Origin of the sequence: Neorhizobium galegae, from assembly GCF_021391675.1 — a bacterium.
GTDB classification, from domain to species: domain Bacteria; phylum Pseudomonadota; class Alphaproteobacteria; order Rhizobiales; family Rhizobiaceae; genus Neorhizobium; species Neorhizobium galegae_B.
On record NZ_CP090095.1, the window covers coordinates 2,044,650 to 2,065,837 of the forward strand.

Annotated in this window: 17 protein-coding genes, 1 pseudogene and 1 riboswitch; of the genes and pseudogenes, 12 read left to right on the forward strand and 6 right to left on the reverse strand. The window is 62.3% G+C overall.

The features are described 5' to 3' along the window. The first annotated feature begins 15 nt into the window (after positions 1-15). Positions 16-405: a hypothetical protein gene (locus LZK81_RS10270; protein WP_052753616.1), complete on the forward strand. Its 390-nt coding sequence runs from the start codon at positions 16-18 to the stop codon at positions 403-405. Beyond that, the gene (locus LZK81_RS10275; RefSeq protein ID WP_233956152.1) at positions 389-1,186 is read left to right on the forward strand and encodes a M15 family metallopeptidase; all 798 of its coding nucleotides are present in this window, start codon (positions 389-391) and stop codon (positions 1,184-1,186) included. The genes LZK81_RS10270 and LZK81_RS10275 overlap by 17 nt, the downstream gene beginning before the upstream one ends. Before the next feature lie 7 nt (positions 1,187-1,193). Here the strand turns inward: LZK81_RS10275 and LZK81_RS10280 are convergent, their stop codons facing one another. Together LZK81_RS10280 and fumC are read right to left on the reverse strand one after the other, a co-directional pair. Continuing rightward, positions 1,194-2,264: a GGDEF domain-containing protein gene (locus LZK81_RS10280; protein WP_233956154.1), complete on the reverse strand. Its 1,071-nt coding sequence runs from the start codon at positions 2,262-2,264 to the stop codon at positions 1,194-1,196. Between the two features lie 292 nt (positions 2,265-2,556). Next, complete coding sequence (gene fumC, locus LZK81_RS10285) at positions 2,557-3,948, reverse strand: class II fumarate hydratase (RefSeq protein ID WP_233956155.1); 1,392 nt, start codon at positions 3,946-3,948, stop codon at positions 2,557-2,559. A 381-nt stretch (positions 3,949-4,329) separates the two neighbouring features. Here fumC and LZK81_RS10290 point away from each other — a divergent pair, with 381 nt between their 5' ends. Continuing rightward, entirely contained in the window at positions 4,330-6,267 is a 1,938-nt protein-coding gene (locus LZK81_RS10290) for a L,D-transpeptidase family protein (protein WP_418936484.1), read from the forward strand. Between the two features lie 61 nt (positions 6,268-6,328). On the opposite strand, the gene LZK81_RS10295 is transcribed toward LZK81_RS10290, so the two are convergent. Further along, positions 6,329-7,030, reverse strand: a complete 702-nt coding sequence (locus LZK81_RS10295; RefSeq protein ID WP_233956157.1) for an HAD family hydrolase — start codon at positions 7,028-7,030, stop codon at positions 6,329-6,331. Positions 7,031-7,202: 172 nt separating this feature from the next. Between LZK81_RS10295 and rpiA the strand changes: the two genes are divergently transcribed. The 3 genes and pseudogenes from rpiA (at position 7,203) to gor (ending at position 10,136) form a co-directional block, all read left to right on the forward strand. Further along, complete coding sequence (gene rpiA, locus LZK81_RS10300; protein ID WP_233956159.1) at positions 7,203-7,898, forward strand: ribose-5-phosphate isomerase RpiA; 696 nt, start codon at positions 7,203-7,205, stop codon at positions 7,896-7,898. An 18-nt stretch (positions 7,899-7,916) separates the two neighbouring features. Further along, positions 7,917-8,486, forward strand: a pseudogene (locus tag LZK81_RS10305) (DUF2059 domain-containing protein); the annotation flags it as partial. Between the two features lie 261 nt (positions 8,487-8,747). Beyond that, positions 8,748-10,136 (forward strand): glutathione-disulfide reductase, encoded by a 1,389-nt coding sequence (gor, locus tag LZK81_RS10310; RefSeq protein WP_233956161.1) that lies wholly within the window; start codon positions 8,748-8,750, stop codon positions 10,134-10,136. A gap of 24 nt (positions 10,137-10,160) precedes the next feature. On the opposite strand, the gene LZK81_RS10315 is transcribed toward gor, so the two are convergent. After that, positions 10,161-11,522 (reverse strand): TadE/TadG family type IV pilus assembly protein, encoded by a 1,362-nt coding sequence (locus LZK81_RS10315; protein WP_233956163.1) that lies wholly within the window; start codon positions 11,520-11,522, stop codon positions 10,161-10,163. Between the two features lie 280 nt (positions 11,523-11,802). On the opposite strand from LZK81_RS10315, the gene LZK81_RS10320 reads away from it, so the two are divergent. The 6 genes from LZK81_RS10320 (at position 11,803) to bluB (LZK81_RS10345) (ending at position 18,009) form a co-directional block, all read left to right on the forward strand. Further along, positions 11,803-13,176: a class II 3-deoxy-7-phosphoheptulonate synthase gene (locus tag LZK81_RS10320; RefSeq protein WP_046611609.1), complete on the forward strand. Its 1,374-nt coding sequence runs from the start codon at positions 11,803-11,805 to the stop codon at positions 13,174-13,176. 156 nt (positions 13,177-13,332) lie between these two features. Then, on the forward strand, positions 13,333-13,743 hold the full coding sequence (locus LZK81_RS10325) for a GFA family protein (RefSeq protein ID WP_233956165.1): 411 nt from the start codon (positions 13,333-13,335) through the stop codon (positions 13,741-13,743). A gap of 60 nt (positions 13,744-13,803) precedes the next feature. Next, positions 13,804-15,477, forward strand: coding sequence for an NAD+ synthase (locus LZK81_RS10330; RefSeq protein WP_233956167.1), 1,674 nt, complete (start codon positions 13,804-13,806; stop codon positions 15,475-15,477). 15 nt (positions 15,478-15,492) lie between these two features. After that, complete coding sequence (locus LZK81_RS10335; protein ID WP_233956519.1) at positions 15,493-16,323, forward strand: TolB family protein; 831 nt, start codon at positions 15,493-15,495, stop codon at positions 16,321-16,323. Between the two features lie 27 nt (positions 16,324-16,350). Continuing rightward, a riboswitch (cobalamin riboswitch) is annotated at positions 16,351-16,540 on the forward strand. Between the two features lie 79 nt (positions 16,541-16,619). Continuing rightward, the gene (gene bluB, locus LZK81_RS10340) at positions 16,620-17,306 is read left to right on the forward strand and encodes a 5,6-dimethylbenzimidazole synthase (RefSeq protein WP_233956169.1); all 687 of its coding nucleotides are present in this window, start codon (positions 16,620-16,622) and stop codon (positions 17,304-17,306) included. A gap of 91 nt (positions 17,307-17,397) precedes the next feature. Further along, entirely contained in the window at positions 17,398-18,009 is a 612-nt protein-coding gene (bluB, locus tag LZK81_RS10345; RefSeq protein ID WP_233956170.1) for a 5,6-dimethylbenzimidazole synthase, read from the forward strand. Here bluB (LZK81_RS10345) and LZK81_RS10350 read toward each other — a convergent pair whose 3' ends face one another. Together LZK81_RS10350 and LZK81_RS10355 are read right to left on the reverse strand one after the other, a co-directional pair. After that, the gene (locus tag LZK81_RS10350; protein WP_233956171.1) at positions 18,010-18,699 is read right to left on the reverse strand and encodes a hypothetical protein; all 690 of its coding nucleotides are present in this window, start codon (positions 18,697-18,699) and stop codon (positions 18,010-18,012) included. 151 nt (positions 18,700-18,850) lie between these two features. Continuing rightward, complete coding sequence (locus LZK81_RS10355) at positions 18,851-21,169, reverse strand: NADP-dependent malic enzyme (RefSeq protein WP_233956173.1); 2,319 nt, start codon at positions 21,167-21,169, stop codon at positions 18,851-18,853. Positions 21,170-21,188: the final 19 nt, after the last annotated feature.

Here is a 21,188-nt window from a genome sequence, read left to right on the forward strand (position 1 = left end):
GGCACGGGGGATTTTATGAAGTTTGGAACCGGCCTTGCGGCGGTGATCCTGGCTGTGACGATGTTCGGCGCCCAAGCGGCGCGGGCCGACCAGTTGATCGAGGAATACAGCGCCTTCATCGGCGAGGACGACCTGTACAATTCGAACAATGTGCGCCTGCAGGAGCCCTGGCAGATCGTCCGCCAGGACCGTGCAAATTTTCATCGCTTCGGCGTCTCGCAGCGCGGCGACCAGAGCGACAGCTTCTTCGACGATGCCGGCAATCGGGAACTCGTCGAGCGCATGATCAGCCGCGGCACCATCGACCGGGCCGCCCGCAACGCCGTCGTTCGCGGGAATGTCATGATCAATGTGCAGATCTTTCGAGGGCCCCGCGGCGATTACGTCAATGTCCTGGTCTACTGACAGGCCGTTTCTCCGGGCAGCAGCCGTGATGCTGCCGGTCCTCGTCTGCGGCCCGGGCGAGGCGCGCGAATTGCGCCTGGAGGAGAAGATCGCGGCCCTCGTGAAGGCCTATCCCGACATGATCGAGGCCAGCCGCGAGGGCAGGCTGATCATGAAGGAGGGCACGCCGATTGCGATCGACGACGGGATCAGGCGCAGCCATGCGCAAATGCTGGCCGAGGGCGATGTCGAGGACAGCCTGTCTCAGGCCTACCGGCCCGGCTCGTGCGAATACCGCCCTCCGGTCGATTCCGATCCGGGCCGCATCCGCAGCGACGAATTGATGAAGCGCCTTTATGGCGCGAGTGCCAATGCCGTGCAGTCGAGCCTCGTGCCGGTCGCGTGGTTTGGAGAGACATTGCGCGTCACCAGCCGTAACGGGGTCGACAAGGCGCTCGCAGCCGTCCGGGACGAGCTTGCCGCCGACCTGGGCCTGAAAACCTACCTGACGCCGTCGGCCGGCGTCTTCAACTGGCGCAAGGTTGCCGGACAGACCAATCTCTCCGTCCACAGCTTTGGCGCGGCGATCGATCTCAACACGAAACACGCCGATTACTGGCTGTGGTCGGGAGGCAAACCCGGCAACGTCCCGAACTACAAAAACCGCTTTCCGATGAAGATCGTCGCGGCGTTCGAGCGCCATGGCTTTATCTGGGGCGGTCGCTGGTATCACTACGACACCATGCATTTCGAATACCGCCCGGAACTGCTGGCCATCGCCGGCGTCTCTGCCTGCGACTGAAGGAACTCTACTTCCTGTAGATCAGCCAGCTCTTGCCGACATAGTCCTTCTTCATGCTGTCATCAAAGAAGACCGAGCGGTTCCGGCCCGAGTTCTTGGCGTTGTAGAGGGCCGTATCGGCATTGGCGTAGAGTTCTCCGGGATCGCTCGCCTGCGAGGCCACCGCAAAGCCGAGAGAAATGGTGACCGGGCCGTAGTCGATGCCGGAGCGCGAATTGCGGAAGATGCGGGTTTCCAGCGCGCGGCGGACCCGCTCGCAGATGATCATCACTTCTTCCGGCGTATTGCCTTCGACGATGATCGCGAATTCCTCGCCGCCGGAGCGGGCGACGAAGACATCCTTGCGGACGTTCGAGCGGATCACGGAAGCAACCGTTGCGAGGATCTTGTCGCCGACCGGATGGCCGTAGCTGTCGTTGATCTTCTTGAAGTTGTCGATATCGGCCAGCACCAATGCGGTGACCGGCAGCAGGGCCATATTGTCGTAAGTCGCCGCGAGGCGCTCGTCGAAGGCACGGCGGTTGGCGATCCGGGTCAGCGAATCGGTGTTGGCGATGCGCTTGTATTCATCGAGTTCGCGGCGGACCTGGTCCATTTCCTGCGAGCGCTGGACGACGCCGCCGACGGTCTTTTCACCATGCGCCATGGTGCTGCCGGTCGCCTCGCTCAGCAGCGCCAGCGCGCTGGTCAGCAGGTCGTTGGAAAAATTGCTCTTGGAGTTGATCCGCTGAGCGGTTTCTCCAAGCAGTTTGCCGTAGCTCTCGAGCGAGCTCTGTTCCTGGCGCAACAGTTTCAGGAGTGCGTCAAGTTCACCAAGAATCCTGGCATGGGCGTCTTCGATGACCGCCACTTGGCCGGTTCCAAGATAGCGATGCGAAAGCGCGTCCAGCTCCTCCTGCGTGGCACGGCTTCCGAGCGCGGCCAGATCACGGGTCAGATCGGGATTGGAACCGATATAGGCCTCGTAGAAAAGCTGATAATTGCGAGGGATCGGCGCAACGCCCATCGATCGCACCGCATAGATGATCTGGCCGATCAGATCGCTAGATTGCGCTCTCGGCGCCGTTGCCGTCGTCATCGACGATCCCCACTAGATCCCACCTGTATGCTATTAAGCGAAGTAGTATGTGAAAAATGTTGGAAAAGAATTAAGGGGTACGAACTGAAGAGCTTGTTCTTAAATTTATTTCGTATTTCTGAAATGCTCGATTTCCCATCAAAAGTAATGGGTTTTCAGACTTGAGGCTCAAAAAGATATTCACCCTTAGGGAGTTGATATATTATCGGAATTGATCATTTCGGATTGATCTCAAGAGAAATCCCGCCACGCGGGAGGCGGGCTTGTTTGTTATAGTGTCGGGCGGATCGGATTATTTAGGGCCGATCATATTTTCGGGGCGGACATACTGGTCGAACTCCTCGTTCGTCAGGTATCCGCCGCCGACCGCTTCTTCGCGAAGCGTCGTGCCGTTCTTGTGGGCTGTCTTGGCGATCTTGGCGCAGATGTCGTAGCCGAGCCTGGTGTTAAGGGCGGTGACGAGCATCAGCGAGTTCTCCACGCCGCGTCTGATATTGTCTTCCCGGGCTTCGATGCCGACCACGCAATTGTCGGTGAAGGAGACCGCGGCGTCGCCGAGCAGCTGCACCGACTGCAGGAAATTGTAGGCCATCATCGGATTGTAGACGTTGAGCTCGAAATGGCCCTGGCTGCCGGCGAAGGTGAGAGCCGCATGGTTTCCGAAGATGTGGGCGCAGACCTGGGTGAGCGCTTCCGACTGGGTCGGGTTGACCTTGCCCGGCATGATCGACGAACCCGGCTCGTTTTCCGGCAGCGACAGTTCGCCAAGGCCCGCACGCGGGCCGGAGCCCAGGAAACGGATGTCGTTGGCGATCTTGAAGAGAGCGGCGGCGGCGGCGTTGATCGCGCCGTGCGCAAAAACCATCGAGTCGTGCGAGGCGAGTGCTTCGAACTTGTTGGGAGCCGTGACGAACGGCAGGCCGGTGATCTTCGAGATCTCCTCGGCGACCTTTTCGGCAAAGCCAACCGGGGCGTTGAGGCCGGTGCCGACCGCCGTGCCGCCCTGGGCGAGCTTGGAAAGCGCCGGCAGCGTCAGTTCGATATTGGCGATCGCCGAGCCGACCTGCGCCGCATAACCGGAAAATTCCTGGCCGAGCGTCAGCGGGGTGGCGTCCTGCGTATGGGTGCGGCCGATCTTGATGATGTGGGCGAAGGCCTTGACCTTCACCTCCAGCGCTTCGTGCAGCTGCTTCAGCGACGGGATGAGGTGGCGCACGATGGTTTCGACGCAGGCGATGTGCATGGCCGTCGGATAGGTATCGTTCGACGACTGGCTCATGTTGACGTGGTCGTTCGGATGCACGGGCTTCTTGGAGCCCATCACACCACCGAGCATTTCGATCGCGCGGTTGGAGATCACCTCGTTGGCGTTCATGTTCGACTGGGTGCCGGAGCCCGTCTGCCAGACGACTAGCGGGAAATGGTCGTCGAGCTTGCCGTCGATGACTTCCTGGGCCGCTTCGACGATGACCTTGCCGATTGAAGCGTCGAGGCCACCCAGTTCCATGTTGGCGCGGGCGGCGGCCTGCTTGACGATGCCGAGCGCACGCACGACCGCGAGCGGTTGTTTTTCCCAGCCGATCTTGAAGTTGCCGAGCGAGCGCTGCGCCTGGGCCCCCCAATAACGGTCGCTCGCCACGTCGATCGGGCCAAACGTATCGGTTTCGGTGCGGGTCGATGCCATCTTCGCTGCCTCTTTTTGCTCGTGGTCGCTGCCGGTGTCTTGAAAGATCAACAACGCGTTACCGCGTCGGAGCCGGCCGGCGGCATTACTATACGATTGGCGAACGTCCGCAAGCCGGCCGAGCAGGCTTTTTGGCAGGCTTTCGTCGTGCCTTTTATGACACGGACCGCGGAATTATACAGCGGAATCCGCCCTCCGGCCGGGTGCTTGTCGGTGGTCGTCAGTAAAAATTTAACGAATAGTTTCTTAACCTTCCGGCTGCGCACCGATGCTGTTTCCGGCGGAGCCGAAACCCGCCGGCCACTCGGGCGTTTCTTTCCATCCCTCACGCGATCGGTTAGATGGCGTGATATATATTCGAGCCCGCGGATCAAGACGCGGATGCAGGTGACGGGGACGACATTGCAGCACAAACACAAAAAAACTTCGATCGCGTTGGCGCTCGTCTCCGGCATCTCGATGTTTACCGGTGCGGCCGTTCCGGCACATGCCGTGACACTTCTCGACCTCTTGCGCGGCGGTCCCGGCGCGGAACGGGCAGGGCGGCCCGATAACGGCCTGCCGGGCGTCGGCGGCAATACCGGCATGCCGACCGAGCGCAGCCTCGCCGATCCCGAGCCGCTGCCGAAAGTCTCCGGTCCTCGATATTACACCTACAAGCCGGATGCCGAGCGGGCCGTGAAGACGACCGCCTTCGCCGCAGCGTCTGCGACGGACGGCACGCGCCTCATCGCCGAGGCCAAGGTTGCGGCGCCGGCGGAAATCGCGACCGCCCTCGAAGCCTTCTACAGCAAGGCTGCCGAGCCTGTGTGGGTTTCCGGAGGCGACGTCAACGAGAAGGCGAGGGGCGTGCTGTCGCTCTTCGAGCGGGCCGGCGAATACGGGCTCGAACCCGCCGACTACATCCTGCCAGTCCCGGCGCTGACCACCGCAAGCGTTGCGGCGCCCGCCGATGCTGCAACCCCCATCAATGTCTCCGCAACGGCATCTGCGCCGGTTTCCGCCGCCGACAGCCACGATCGCGCGCTGATGCAGTTCGAACTGGCGCTGTCGGAAAAAGTGCTGACGTTCGCGCAGGACATGATGCGTGGCCGCATCGACCCGAACAAGGTGTCGGGTTACCACGACTTCAAACGCAAGGACGCCAAGCTCTCGCTCGTCCTGCCTTTCGCGCAGACCGGTACCGATGTGGCGGCCTATCTTGAAGGCCTCGCGCCGCAGAGCCCTCAATTCCAGGCGCTGAAGGCCGAGCTTGCAACGCTGCGCGCCGCAGCGGCCAACGACGGTCCGCAGATCTCGCTGCCGAGCGACATTCTCCTGAAGCCGGGCAAGAGCAGCGCGGATATGGCGAGCATCATCGCCGCCATCCAGCACACCGGTTCGGAAGCGCTGAAGACCAAGCATGCGGCGACGCTGGCGGCCTATCAGCAGACCCCGGACTACACGCCGGAACTCGTCGACGTCGTGAAGTCCTTCCAGGCGGAAGTGGGTCTCAAGGCCGATGGCGTCATCGGCAATGCGACGGTGCGCAAGATGGTCGGCCATACGTCGAAGGACAAGATCGAAAAGGTCGAAGTCGCCATGGAACAGGTGCGCTGGCTGCCGGACGATCTCGGCCAGCGTTACGTCTTCATCAACCAGCCGGCCTTCACGGTCTATTACCATGACCGTGGTGCCGAACAGTTCGCGATGCGCGTCGTGGTCGGCAGCAAGTCCAACCAGACCTATTTCTTCCAGGACGAAATCGAAACCGTCGAGTTCAACCCCTATTGGGGCGTGCCGCAGTCGATCATCATCAACGAGATGCTGCCGCACCTGCGTCAGGATCCGAGCTACCTCGACCGGATGGGTTACGAGGTATCGGTCGGCGGCAGGGCGGTCCCATCGAGCAGCGTCAACTGGTTCGGCTCGACCGACAAGATTTCCGTGCGCCAACCGCCCTCGGGTGACAACGCACTCGGCGACTTGAAGATCCTGTTCCCGAACAGCCACGCGATCTACATGCACGACACGCCCTCGAAGAGCTTCTTCCAGCGCGACATGCGGGCACTGAGCCACGGCTGCGTACGTCTTGCCGAACCGCGCAAGATGGCGGCCGCCGTACTCGGCACCACGATCGACGACGTGAACGGACGGATCGCCGCCGGCGAGAACGTCGCCGCCAAGGTGCCGGTCAAGATCCCGGTCTACGTCGCCTACTTCACCGCCTGGCCGAACAAGGACGGCAAGGTCGAATATTTCGACGACGTCTACGGCCGCGACGATGCGACGGTGAAGGCTTTCGTGGCAACCACCAAGGTCCGGGCAGCCCAGAGCTAAGGTCAGCCTGGGCTGAGAACGAGTTTCGGATTGCAGTAGAAGGCGGCCTCAGGGCCGCTTTTTATTTGGCAGCCGCCAGCCGCTTCACGTCGGTGGAAATCAGCGTTTCCACCATCTTCACGGTCAGTTCGTCATAACTGCCGATCACCCGATCGGGATTGAGCGTATCGACTGCGACGTCGGAATAACCGAAGGTCACGGCGATCGAGGCTATGCCGGCATTCTGCGCGGCAAGGATATCGTTGACGCTGTCGCCGATCATGATGCTCGTCGCGGGATCGCCGCCGGCCCGTTCGATCGTACCGAAAATGTGCCGGGCATCCGGCTTGCGGACGGCGAAGGTATCGCCGCAGGTCATCGCGACGAAGCGATCCGAAAGCCCGAGCTTTTCGAGAAGCGGGAAGGCAAGCCGTTCGGACTTGTTGGTGCACACCGCGAGCCGCATCCCGGCCACCGACAGGCGGTCGAGACACGCGACGACGCCGTCGTAGGGGCGGCTTCTGCCCGGCATCTGCGCCTCGTAGTGCTCCATATAGCGATCGAACAGCCTGGCTGCTGTCAGCTCGTCGAGCGGAGCCCTGCGAAGTTCGAAGGCACGGCGGATCATCACGCGCACGCCCTGGCCGACGAGATGGGTGAGGTCCTCGAAGGTCACCGGCTGCAGGCCGACGTCCTCGATCGTATAATTGAGGCTGTCGATAAGATCCGGTGCGGTGTCGATCAGCGTGCCGTCGAGGTCGAAAATGACGAGTGAAGCGGTCAATGGAACCTCGTGAACGTCGTTCGGGAGATGTCCCGGATTAAGCAATGCTGCCGTGAAAAGCAAATATGCGAGATTCGCGGCCCTTCGTAAAACCCGCCGCGAGGGGACTTTCGTTTGCCGGGAGAGGCGTGTAAACAGCGGGTCGGCGAAAACAGCGGGGAGCTTTTGGCGGATGGACGCCCGGGAAATGAAAGTCAAGGCGGCGCAAGCGGCACTGGCCTATGTCGAGGACGGCATGAGGCTGGGTATCGGCACCGGTTCGACGGCGGACGAATTCGTCAGGCTACTCGCCGAAAAGGTCCACGGCGGCTTCAAGGTCGAAGGCGTGCCGACATCCGAACGCACCGCGAGGCTCTGTGTCGAGCTCGGCATTCCGCTGAAATCGCTCGAAGAGCTTCCGGAACTCGATCTGACGGTCGACGGTGCCGATGAAGTCGATGCCAACCTGACCCTGATCAAGGGCGGCGGCGGCGCATTGCTGCGCGAAAAGATCGTCGCCGCGGCGTCTGCCCGCATGATCGTTATTGCCGACGAAAGCAAGCTGGTCGATGTGCTCGGAGCCTATCCGCTGCCGATCGAGATCAATCCTTTCGGCCAGGCGGCAACCCGGATTGCCATCGAAAAGGCCGCTTCCCGGTTAGGATTGACCGGCGAGTTGAAGCTGCGCAAATCGGGGGCTGAAGTCTTCACGACGGATGGCGGCCACTACATTTTCGACGCATCTTTTGGCCGCATTCCTGATGCAGACGCACTGTCGGCGGAGCTTAATTTCATTCCCGGTGTCGTGGAACACGGGCTGTTCATTCATATGGCGTCCTTAGCGATCATTGCCGGTGAGGCTGGAGCGCGGACGCTTGAGGCGAAGTAAACTAGGAGCAAGCAACTCATGATCAGATTCGCGGTTCTCGGCCGTGCCGCCGCTGTGGCCATCCTCTTCTCCGGCGCCTTCACGGTATCGGCTCGCGCGCAGGAAGTTTCGGAAGCCCAGCTTGCCGCTGCACGCGACGCGATCACGGCGCTCAACGTCACGGATCGTTACGACAATATCCTGCCCAACCTGGCAGAGCGTCTGAAGGCCCAGTTCATCCAGGCCTCTCCGAACTTCCAGGGCCAGATCTCCAACGTCGTCGACGAGCAGGCGCTCGTGCTTGCACCGCGCCGTGCTGATCTCGAAAAGGAAGCGGCGACCATTTACGCCAAGAGCTTCTCGGCCGATGAACTGAAGTCGATTTCCACCTTCTTCAACACGGAGACGGGCAAGAAGCTGCTGACCACCCAGCCGCTCGTCAGCCGTGAACTGACCAAGGCCGCTGAAATCTGGGCAAACGGGATTTCCCGCGACCTGACCAATCAGAGCTCGGAAAAGCTGCGCGGCATCATCGACGCAAACCCGATCCAGGCGCCGGTCGTGGATCCGGCTCCGGCGGCAGCACAGGCCGTTGCACCCGCACCGGCAAAGCCTGCCACTCCGCCGGCCCCTGCCAAGCCCGCTGCTGCGCCTGCGGCCAAGCCCGCTGCTCCGGCCGCCACCGCTCCGGCCAAGCCCGCTGCCCCGGCGGCCAAGCCGGCTCCGGCCCCGGCGCCCGCGCCGAAGCCCTGATGGCATCGTCGACCCGTCGAATTTTAAGGAAGCCCGGAGCAATCCGGGCTTTTCCTTTTGGGCCTCTCATCCCTATATGTGAGCCACAACCGGCCGCCTGCTCTCAAGGAGAATATTATGACCGCCTATGACTATGATCTCTTCGTGATTGGCGGCGGATCGGGCGGCGTGAGGGCAGGCCGCGTGGCGGCATCGCTCGGCAAGCGGGTGGCGATCGCCGAGGAATATCGTTTCGGCGGCACCTGCGTCATTCGCGGCTGCGTGCCGAAGAAGCTCTTCGTCTACGCATCGCAATATCACGAACATTTCGAGGACGCGGTCGGTTACGGCTGGGAAGTCGGAGCGAGCACGTTCGACTGGAAGAAGCTGATCGCCGCCAAGGACAGGGAGATCGCCCGCCTCGAAGGCCTCTATCGCAAGGGTCTTGATAACAACGGTGCGGAAATCCTCGATACACGCGCCGAACTGGTCGGCCCCCATACGATCCGGCTTACGAAGACCGGCAAGGCGGTGACCGCCGAAAAGATCGTCATCGCCACCGGCGGCGCGCCCAACCCGCATGCGGCGCTGCCCGGCCATGAGCTCTGCATCTCGTCCAACGAGGCCTTTGATCTGCCCGAACTGCCGCGCTCCATCCTGATTGCCGGCGGCGGTTATATCGCGGTCGAATTCGCCAACATCTTCCACGGCCTCGGCGTCGACGTGACGCTGATCTATCGCGGCAAGGAAATCCTTTCGCGCTTCGACCACGACATGCGCCAGGGCCTGCACAAGGCGATGGTCGAGAAGGGCATCCGCATCGTGCTTACGGATGTGATCGAGGAGGTCACCAAGGCGCCGGCCGGTGGTCTTGTTGCCAGGACAATGAGCGGCGAGACGATTGCCGTCGACACCATCATGCTGGCGCTCGGGCGCGATCCGAATACCAGGGGGCTGGGCCTGGAGGCCGCGGGCGTCGAGATGAACGAGCGCGGCGCCATCGTCGTCGACAGATATTCCCACACCAGCGTGCCGCATATCTATGCTCTCGGAGATGTCACCGACCGGGTACAGCTGACGCCCGTGGCGATCCACGAGGCGATGTGCTTCATCGAAACCGAGTACAAGGGCAATCCGACCGCCCCCGACCACGACCTGATCGCCACCGCCGTCTTCTCGCAGCCGGAGATCGGCACGGTCGGGCTGTCGGAAGAGGAGGCCGCCAAGCGCTATCCGGAGATCGAGGTCTACCGCGCCGAGTTCCGGCCGATGAAGGCGACGCTTTCGGGACGGGCGGAGAAGATGATCATGAAGCTGGTGGTCGATGTGGCAAGCCGCAAGGTGGTCGGTGCCCACATCCTTGGCCACGATGCCGGCGAGATGGCGCAGCTTCTCGGCATTTCGCTGAAGGCCGGCGTCACCAAGGATGATTTCGACCGCACCATGGCCGTGCACCCGACGGCTTCGGAAGAACTCGTCACCATGTACAACCCGAGCTACCGGGTGAAGAACGGCGAGCGCGTCTGACGCGCTCCCGGCTTCGGCGCCGCGTCAGCTGGTGATGCGCGGCGTGGCGACGATCTTGTGGAAAAGGGTATTCATGGCGTCCGCGATGCCCTGTTCGAGCGAGACCTCGAAGAAATAACCGGGGCTCGCGCATTCCTTCATCTTCGTGGAAATGCTGTCATCGAACGGCTCTACCCACTTTTTCCAAAACTCATTGCTGTGTAGCGGCAGATAGGTGGTGTAGAGCACCGCAATACGGATGTTCTTTTCCTTCAGCTTCTGACAGAATTTTGTATCGATAGGCTCGATACAACGACCCGCCGTCTTCGTCACCAGACCTTCCTCGCTGGTGCAGCCGTTCGGTTTGTAGCTGTCTCCCACACCGTCTGCCACCAGGAAGACAATCTTCTGGCGGTCGGCCTTACTCGTGCCGTTTCCCGGGAGGCCATACGCTGGCTTACTGAGGATCTCATCTCCAATGCGCGTGAGAGCGTCATCAAAGCTGGTTTGTTGATCGCTGTTGTAGTTCTGCTTTGGAATGCTCATCAGCTTGATCTTTTCAGTTGCCGCACCGACAGTAGTGAGGTTTTCGTTCAGTTCGGCGACCTTGAAGAGCTGTGCGTCCTGCGCCCGTTCTCCGAAGGTGTAGGCCGCCATGCGAAACTGGCCGGGCACGGTCTGCGTATCCGTTGCCGTTTTCATCAAAGTTTTGGTTGCTTCGGCGACGACATCGATACGAATAGGGATGCGGTTCTGCTTGGCGACGTTGTAATAGCTGTTCGGATCTTCCTTTCCGTCCTCATGGACGATATGGCAGGCAAAGGCGCACTCTTTGTCCTTGCCCTTGCCATCCGAACCGTAGCGAGTTGCGGATTTCATGCGTTCGATGGCCTCCGAGTTCGCCCCAACGCCCATTGAAGGCGTGTTGTCGAGCAGCATGTAGAAGTCGAGGAACGACGGCGTCTGGTACTGCGCGGTGGCGTTGCCGGAAACGGTGATGTCGTCCTTGCCGAGGATCGTCATGAAAGTGGTTGGCAAGGTCGCGCTGAACGATACGCGCGAGGTCAGGATGCCGTTGTTCTTCGCGACTTCGATATCGACGTTGACCGGCAGGGTGGAAAGCTCGCCGGACATCTGACCGAGGAAGATGCTTCGAGCCTCGGCCGGATCGAGCGCCACGCTTCCGTCGCCCTGCAATTGCATCGCCTGAGCGACAGCCTTCGATTTTTCGGCGATCGCGCCAACGGCGGCCGCATCGGCCGCGCCGACGAGTTGCTGCTTCACGGTAAGTGCGTGGCCGAAATCGAGCGCCATGCCGGCTGTTCCGATCAGCGGAACCAGTAGAAAGGCAGTCATGACGCCGAAATTGCCGCCGCGATCCTTCCAGAAACGTGTCATCGGATGCATTGCCTGCTCCCCAGCAAGAAAACCCTGCAGGAACGTCGCGCGAATTCGTGAAATTGTGGCTAAGAACGGGATTAAAATCCAAGGCATGTCCTGATTTCATACTGCATGCGATCCGCCCGGGCACTGCGTCAACTTGATATTAGTGGCTTCTCGCAGAGGACGGACCGGCGGTGAAAGCGGGCAAAACGGCTATGCAACGCGGCTGTTAAGGTCTATAAGCCGCCTCGATTTTAAAGACTTGCCCGGCAGAGGATGGCCGAGGCTGAAACAGGTGAGCGAGATGGCACAGAATTGGACCCCGAGCAGTTGGCGGCAAAAACCGATCCAGCAGGTCCCGGAATTCCCGGACAAGGCCGCGTTGGCAGCGACGGAAGCTCAGCTCGCGACCTTTCCGCCGCTCGTCTTTGCCGGTGAGGCCCGCCGCCTGAAGAAGCAGCTCGCCAGTGTCGCGGAAGGCAACGCCTTCCTGCTGCAGGGCGGCGACTGCGCCGAGAGTTTCGTCGAACATGGCGCCGACAACATCCGCGACTTTTTCCGTTCGTTCCTGCAGATGGCGGTTGTCCTGACCTATGGCGCCCAGCTTCCGGTCGTCAAGGTCGGCCGCATCGCCGGCCAGTTCGCCAAGCCGCGCAGCAACTCGCACGAGACCCAGGACGGCAAGACGCTACTCACCTATCGCGGCGACATCGTCAACGGCACCGAGTTCACCGAGGCGGCCCGCACGCCGGATCCGGAGCGCCAGATGATGGCTTACCGGCAGTCGGCGGCGACCCTCAACCTGCTGCGCGCCTTCGCGATGGGCGGTTATGCCAATCTCGAAAACGTCCACAAATGGATGCTCGGCTTCGTCAAGGACAGCCCGCAGGGCGAACGTTACCGCAAGCTCGCAGACCGCATCAGCGAGACCATGGATTTCATGACGGCGATCGGCATCACCGCGGAAAACCAGCCGAGCCTGCGCGAGACGGACTTCTTCACCAGCCATGAAGCGCTGCTGCTCGGCTACGAAGAAGCTTTCACCCGCGTCGACTCCACCTCGGGCGACTGGTACGCGACGTCAGGCCACATGTTGTGGATCGGCGACCGTACTCGCCAGTTGGACCATGCGCATGTCGAATATTTCCGCGGCATCAAGAACCCGATCGGCCTGAAATGCGGTCCGTCGCTGCAGGCCGACAACCTGATCGAGCTGATCGATGCGTTGAACCCGGCCAACGAAGCCGGCCGCCTGACGCTGATCTGCCGTTTCGGCTACGACAAGGTCGCCGACAGCCTGCCGAAGCTGATCCGCGCCGTCGAGCGCGAGGGCAAGAAGGTCGTCTGGTCCTGCGATCCGATGCACGGCAACACGATCACGCTCAACAACTACAAGACCCGGCCGTTCGACCGGATCCTGTCGGAAGTCGAGAGCTTCTTCCAGATTCACCGTGCCGAAGGCACCCATCCGGGCGGCATCCATATCGAGATGACCGGCAAGGACGTCACCGAATGCACCGGCGGCGCCCGCGCGGTGACGGCCGGCGATCTGCAGGACCGCTATCACACCCATTGCGACCCGCGTCTCAACGCCGACCAGGCGCTGGAACTGGCCTTCCTGCTCGCCGAGCGGATGAAGAGCGGCCGCGACGAAAAGCGGATGGTCGTCAACGGCTGAACCGCCGCTCACGATGGTTGGAAATCAGAGAAGGCCGGCGGTGACGCCGGCCTTTCTTCGTATCGTTTCCCCTGATGGTCATCATCAGCCGAATAGATTTGACCCCGAGGCTCGTGCTCGCGACACTGAGCGTCTCGCGTTCATTGGGGATGGTGCATGCAGCAGAAAAACAGCGGTCGTTGCCTGTGCGGCGTGATCCAGTTTGAGACGGTCGGTCCGCTGCGGACGATCACGGCCTGTCATTGTTCGCAATGCCGCCGGCAGACCGGGCTCTATTATGCGGCCACCAGCGTGCGCGTCGAGAACATGACGCTCGAAGGCGAGGAGACGCTCGGCTGGTATCGCGCCAGCGATGAAGCGCGGCGCGGCTTCTGCTCGCAATGCGGCTCGGTGCTGTTCTGGCAGGCGGAGGGCGCGGAAAGCATTTCGATCCTGGCGGGCGCCTTCGATCAGCCGAGCGGGCTTGTCATGGGCGAGCATATCTACTGCGCCGACAAGGGAGATTTCTACCAATTGCCGGAGGACGGCGTGCCGCATTATCCGGGCGATCGTCCCGCATCTGCCTGAACCATAAAAAACTCACGGAACAACGTTGCCGCCGCCTGCGGCTGACGCTAAATCGGTACCATGACCCAGGACATCAGCCAGACCTTCCGCATCGCCGTCGCCCAGCTCAACCCGACCGTCGGCGATATCGCCGGCAACCTGGCGCTGGCCCGAGAAGCCCGAAAGGACGCCGCCCGCGAAGAGGCGGATCTCATCCTGTTCACCGAGCTCTTCCTGTCCGGTTATCCGCCGGAGGACCTCGTCCTGAAACCGGCTTTCCTCAACGCCTGCCTGAAGGCGGTGGAGGAGCTTGCGGCCGATACGGCAGACGGCGGCCCCGGCGTCATCATCGGCTTCCCGCGTCAGGGGAGCGAGGGCCGGCACAATTCGATCGCCGTGCTCGACGGCGGCAAGATGATCGCGGTGCGCGACAAGGTCGACCTGCCCAATTATGGCGAGTTCGACGAGAAGCGGGTCTTCATCGCCGGCGAGATGCCAGGGCCGGTCAATTTTCGAGGCGTCCGGCTCGGCATCCCGATCTGTGAGGATATCTGGGGCGATCTCGGCGTCTGCGAGACGCTCTCGGAGAGCGGGGCGGAAATCCTGCTCGTGCCGAACGGCTCGCCCTATTATCGCGGCAAGGTGGATATCCGCCATCAGGTTGTGCTGAAGCAGGTGATCGAGACCGGCCTGCCGATGATCTATGCCGCCCAGCTCGGCGGCCAGGACGAACTGGTCTTCGACGGCGCCAGCTTCGCCTTCAACACCGACAAGTCGCTCGCCTTCCAGATGAGCCAGTTCGAGTCGGCCGTCGCCGTCACCGAATGGAAGCGGATTGGCGAGACCTGGCACTGCGCCCGCGGGCCGATGGCCCGCATTCCGGAAAAGGAAGAGGCGGACTATCGCGCCTGCCTTCTGGGCTTCCGCGATTACGTCAACAAGAACGGCTTCAAGTCGGTCGTGCTCGGCCTGTCCGGCGGCATCGACAGCGCCATCTGCGCGGCGATTGCCGTCGATGCGCTCGGCGAGGAGAGGGTGCGCACGGTGATGCTGCCCTATCGTTATACGTCCGAGGATTCGCTGAAGGACGCGGCCGATTGCGCGAGAGCGCTCGGCTGCCGCTATGACATCGTGCAGATCGCCGAGCCGGTGGACGGTTTTTCGTCGGCGCTGGCCGAACTGTTCGAAGGAACCGACGAGGGGATCACCGAGGAGAACCTCCAGAGCCGCGCGCGGGGCACGATCCTGATGGCGATCTCGAACAAGTTCGGCTCGATGGTGGTGACGACCGGCAACAAGTCGGAAATGTCGGTCGGTTATGCGACCCTATACGGCGACATGAACGGCGGTTTCAACCCGATCAAGGACCTCTACAAGATGCAGGTCTATGCGCTGGCCGCCTGGCGCAACGAACACCTGCCGCCGACGGCTCTCGGCCCGAGCGGCGAGGTGATCCCGAAGAACATCATCTCCAAGGCGCCGTCCGCGGAACTCAGACCCAACCAGACCGACCAGGATTCGCTGCCGCCCTATCCGGTACTCGACGACATCCTCGAATGCCTGGTCGAGTTGGAGATGGGCACCGAGGAGATTATCGCCCGCGGCCACGACATCGCCACCGTTCACCGGATCGAGCACCTGCTCTATCTCGCCGAATACAAGCGGCGCCAATCGGCGCCGGGCGTGAAGATCACCAAGAAGAATTTCGGTCGCGATCGGCGTTATCCGATCACCAACCGTTTCCGCGATCGGTAGGAGAGGATCATGGCCCTGCGCAGCTCGGTCGAGATCTTCAATATTCGAAGCCGGGCGATGCGGGTGGTCTGGCAGACGGAAGCCCTGTTCGAGGCGCCCAACTGGTCGCCCGACGGGCGCTACCTGATGCTCAACAGCGAGGGCCTGATCTATCGTCTGTCACCGGAGGGGGATGACGGGCCCAGACTGGTCGATACCGGCTTTGCCCGCCAATGCAACAACGACCACGGCATTTCCCCGGACGGTTCGCTGATCGCTATTTCCGACAAGGTAGAGTTCGGCAAATCGGCGATCTACGTCATTCCCGCCGGTGGCGGCGTGCCGCGGCTGGTAACCCGGAACCTGCCGTCCTACTGGCATGGCTGGTCGCCGGACGGGAAAAGCTTCGCCTATTGCGGCATCCGCGGCGACGAGTTCGACATCTATACGATCGGCATCGGAGGTGGCACAGAGACGCGGCTGACGTTCGGCGAGGGCCGCAATGACGGGCCGGATTTTTCGCCGGACGGGAAATGGATCTATTTCAATTCCAGTCGCACCGGACTGACGCAGATCTGGCGCGTCCCGGCCGCAGGCGGCGTGGCCGAGCGGATCACCGACGGCGGTTACGGCGACTGGTTTCCACATCCGTCACCGAAAGGTGACAAGATCGTCTTTGTCTCCTACGACGCCGATGTCTTCGACCACCCGCGCGATCTCGACGTCCGCGTCAGGTTGATGGATATGGACGGCGGCAATGTCGAAACGCTGTTCGAGCTCTTCGGCGGGCAGGGCACGATGAATTCGCCGAACTGGTCGCCTGATGGCGATGAATTTGCCTATGTGCGCTATTTCCCCGTCGCATGAGCGCCTTGCGCCGAGGATAACGTAAGGGCATAACCGATCCTGTCAGGTGCCGGTGACAAGCCGGAGAATCGGGAATCCGGGGTGGAACCGGAACGTGCCCAACGCTGTGAGGTGGACGCTCGGCCGCAGGATATGAAAGCCACTGGGAAACCGGGAAGGCGGCGGTGGAGGCGGACGAAGCCAAGTCAGAAGACCGGCCCGACGAGATAGACCAGCCCGCGCGGACGGCGGAAAGGTTTCGGACCTCTCCTTGCTTCTGAAAGGCAGGGGAGCGACGGCATTGTTGGGGACAAACGATGCAGCCTGATCCTTTCGCGCATGCCTTGCTGCCTGCCGGTGAATTTTCGAAGGCCGAGCGCGCGGCCGTTTACCGGGCGATCGAGACGCGCCGCGACGTGCGCGACCAGTTCCTGCCCGACCCGCTACCGGACGACCTGGTAAAGCGGTTGCTTGGCGCCGCGCATTCGGCACCCTCGGTCGGCTTCATGCAGCCCTGGAATTTCATCCTCATCCGCGATCCGGCGGTGCGGGAGGCGGCCCGGGCCGCCTTCTCGCGCGCCAATAACGAAGCCGTGGAGATGTTTGCCGAAGAAAGCCGCGACCTTTATCGCAGCCTCAAGCTCGAAGGCATCGTCAAGGCGCCGCTGTCGATCTGCGTCACCTGCGATCCAGATCGTGCCGGCCCGGTCGTGCTCGGCCGCACCCACAATCCGCGCATGGACGTCTATTCGACCGTCTGCGCCGTGCAGAACCTGTGGCTCGCCGCGCGGGCGGAGGGCGTCGGTGTCGGCTGGGTCAGCATTTTTCGCGAGGAGGACGTGCGTGCACTGCTGGGCATTCCCGACCGCGTGGAGATCGTCGCCTGGCTATGCCTCGGTTATGCCGACCGGCTCTATGGCGAGCCGGAATTGGCGCTCAAGGGCTGGCGCCAGCGATTGGCCCTGGAGGAGCTGGTCTTTCAGGATCGCTGGGATAACCGTTGATCACTGCTGCGGCTGCGGTCCTGCCGATTTCGGATTGCTGAGGTCGATATCCGCTTCGGGCAGAAAAGCCGGCCCGACGGTACGCACCTTCTTGTTTGGATCGTATGGCCGCGACGTGCGCGACCAGTTCCTGCCCGACCCGCTACCGGACGACCTGGTAAAGCGGTTGCTTGGCGCCGCGCATTCGGCACCCTCGGTCGGCTTCATGCAGCCCTGGAATTTCATCCTCATCCGCGATCCGGCGGTGCGGGAGGCGGCCCGGGCCGCCTTCTCGCGCGCCAATAACGAAGCCGTGGAGATGTTTGCCGAAGAAAGCCGCGACCTTTATCGCAGCCTCAAGCTCGAAGGCATCGTCAAGGCGCCGCTGTCGATCTGCGTCACCTGCGATCCAGATCGTGCCGGCCCGGTCGTGCTCGGCCGCACCCACAATCCGCGCATGGACGTCTATTCGACCGTCTGCGCCGTGCAGAACCTGTGGCTCGCCGCGCGGGCGGAGGGCGTCGGTGTCGGCTGGGTCAGCATTTTTCGCGAGGAGGACGTGCGTGCACTGCTGGGCATTCCCGACCGCGTGGAGATCGTCGCCTGGCTATGCCTCGGTTATGCCGACCGGCTCTATGGCGAGCCGGAATTGGCGCTCAAGGGCTGGCGCCAGCGATTGGCCCTGGAGGAGCTGGTCTTTCAGGATCGCTGGGATAACCGTTGATCACTGCTGCGGCTGCGGTCCTGCCGATTTCGGATTGCTGAGGTCGATATCCGCTTCGGGCAGAAAAGCCGGCCCGACGGTACGCACCTTCTTGTTTGGATCGTATGGCCGCTCCGGCGGCGGCGTGAGCACCGGCGGCTGGATAGCGGCCGCCTGCGGCTTTTGCGGGCGGGTCTGCAGTTTGGTGATCCCGGAATAGGGCTGCTCTTCTCTCGGAAGTTCGATGCCCGGCACCTTCCGGCGGTCGTCGACAACAGGCGGCAGCGGCTCGAAAGAGGGGATGCAGCGCTGTTCGCGAATGGCGGCGAGAATGGCATTCCGCTCTTCCGAGGGCAGGATCATCTGCCGCGAACTGTTCCGTTCCGCCGCCAGCGCGTCGCGGCTCTGCTCCATTCTGTCCAGCGCATCCCGCATCTGGCCGCAGACCGCGGCATTCGGGCCACCCAGAACCACGACGCTACCACTGCCGCAGCCGGCGCGGCGCATGTCGACCCGCAGTTCCCGGATATCGGCATTGTATTCGCCAAGCTGCTGGGCGTAGCTGCGCGCCGCAGACGTGTTGCCGATGATCTGCGGGCTGTTTCCAAGTTTCCGGTAAAGGGCCGCACAAACGGCAGGGTCCCCCGCCAGCGCTGCGGCCGGCAGAAGCAAGAGCGGTATGGTCAGCAAGCCGCGAAGCGGTATCGGCAATTCCGGCATCCTCTCCTAATGGGAGATGGCATCATGGAACGTGCCGGTTGATAATCTCATAAAGCCGCGATCACCGCATGGTGAAATCGATCCCGAGTGCCGCTCGAGCCCCCGAAGGGGGCCCGCGCCAAAGCACGGGAAGAATTTCAACTCAGGATTGAATTTGCAGGTTTGGCTGCGAGGCTTCCACGACGGCGAGCGCCGCCATGTTCACCACGCCGCGAGACGTCACCGAGGACGACAGGATATGCGCCGGCTGGGCCGCCCCGAGAAGAATCGGGCCGACATGCAGAGCGTCCGTGAGGTTGCGGACCAGACCGAGCGAGATGTTTGCCGCATCCAGATTCGGGAACACCAGCAGGTTGGCTTCGCCGGTCAGCGAACTGTCCGGCATGGCCCGCTTGCGCAGCGTTTCCGACAATGCCGAGCCACCCTGCATTTCGCCGTCCACTTCCAGCTCCGGCGCCCGCTGGCGCACCAGCTTCAGGGCAGCCCGCATCTTCTGGGCGCTTTCGGAATCGCGCGAACCGAAGTTCGAGTGGCAGATCAGCGCCGCCTTCGGGGTGATGCCGAACCGGCGGATTTCTTCTGCCGCCAGAATGGTGATTTCGGCAATCTCCTGCGCGGACGGGTTGTAATTCACGAACGTGTCGGTGAAGAACATCGCGCCGCGCTGGGAGATGACCAGGCTGAGGCCCGAGAAGGCGCAGACGCCCGGCCGCTTGCCGATGATCTGGTTCACGTCGTTGAGATGCTTGTCGTAACGTCCTTCGACACCGCAGATCAGCGCGTCCGCATCGCCGCGCTTGACCGCCAGCGCACCGATTACCGTATTGTTGGTGCGCACGATGGTGCGCGCCGCTTCCGGATTGATGCCTTCGCGGCCGACCAGTGCGAAATATTCGTCGACATAGTCGCGGTAGCGCGGATCGTCTTCCGGGTTGACCACGGCGAAATCGACATTCGGGCGGATGCGGATACCGAAACGGGCAAGCCGCGCCTCGATGACGGAAGGACGGCCGATCAGGATCGGGGTTGCGGTCTTTTCCTCCAGCAGAACCTGGGCTGCGCGCAGTACGCGTTCGTCCTCGCCCTCGGCGAAGATCACCCGGTTCTTTTCCGAAACCTTGGCGGCGCTGAAGATCGGCTTCATGACGAAACCGGAGCGCCAGACGAAGCGGTTCAGCTGGTCGAGATAGGCCTCGAAATCCTGGATCGGCCGCGCGGCGACGCCGGTCTCGGCAGCTGCTTTTGCGACCGCAGGCGCAATGCGCAGGATGAGGCGTGGATCGAAGGGCGAGGGGATCAGATAGTCTGCGCCAAAAATCGGCGACTCGCCGGAATAGGCGCGCGCCGCGACGTCGGAGACTTCCTCGCGGGCAAGCGCTGCTATCGCCTTGACCGCCGCCATCTTCATTTCCTCGTTGATCGTCCGGGCGCCGCAATCGAGCGCGCCACGGAAGATGTAGGGGAAACACAGCACGTTGTTGACCTGGTTCGGGAAGTCCGAACGGCCGGTGCAGATCATCGCGTCGGGACGGGCGGCGCGGGCAAGCTCGGGCATGATTTCCGGCGTCGGATTGGCAAGCGCCATGATCAGCGGCTTTGCGGCCATCTGCTCCAGGAGCTCGGGCTTCAGCACGCCCGCGGCGGACAGGCCGAGAAACACGTCGGCGCCGCCGATGCTGTCGGCAAGGACACGCTTGTCCGACTTCTGGGTGTAGATTTCCTTCCACTCGTCCATCAGCGTATTGCGCCCGTCATAGACGAGGCCTTCGATGTCGTGGACCCAGATGTTCTCCTTCTTCGCACCGAGCGAGACGAGGAGATGCAGACAGGCGAGTGCCGCGGCACCTGCACCCGAGGTGACGATCTTCACGTCGGCGATGTTCTTGCCCGCGAGCTCCAGCCCGTTCAGGACTGCGGCGGCGACGATGATCGCGGTGCCGTGCTGGTCATCGTGGAAGACCGGGATGTTCATCTTTTCGCGCAGCCGGCGCTCGACTTCGAAACACTCCGGCGACTTGATGTCTTCGAGGTTGATGCCGCCAAAGGTCGGCTCGAGCGCCGAAACGGTCGAGACCATCGCCTCGATGCCGGGGGCGTCGATCTCGATGTCGAAGACGTCGATGCCGGCGAATTTCTTGAAGAGGACGGCCTTGCCTTCCATGACCGGCTTCGAAGCCAGCGGGCCGATATTGCCGAGCCCAAGTACGGCCGAGCCGTTCGAAACGACGGCGACGAGATTGGCGCGGGCGGTATAGTAAGCCGCCATGTCGGGATTGTCGCGGATCGCCAGACATGGGGCTGCAACGCCCGGAGAATAGGCAAGCGCCAGGTCGCGCTGGTTGCCGAGCGGCTTGGTGGCCTGGATCTCAAGCTTGCCGGGCCGCGGGTAGCGGTGGAAGAACAGCGCCTGTTCGTCGAGATCGGCATTGGCTGGGGAAGTTACGGGCATATTCGATGTCATTGCGACCTCGGCGTCTTTC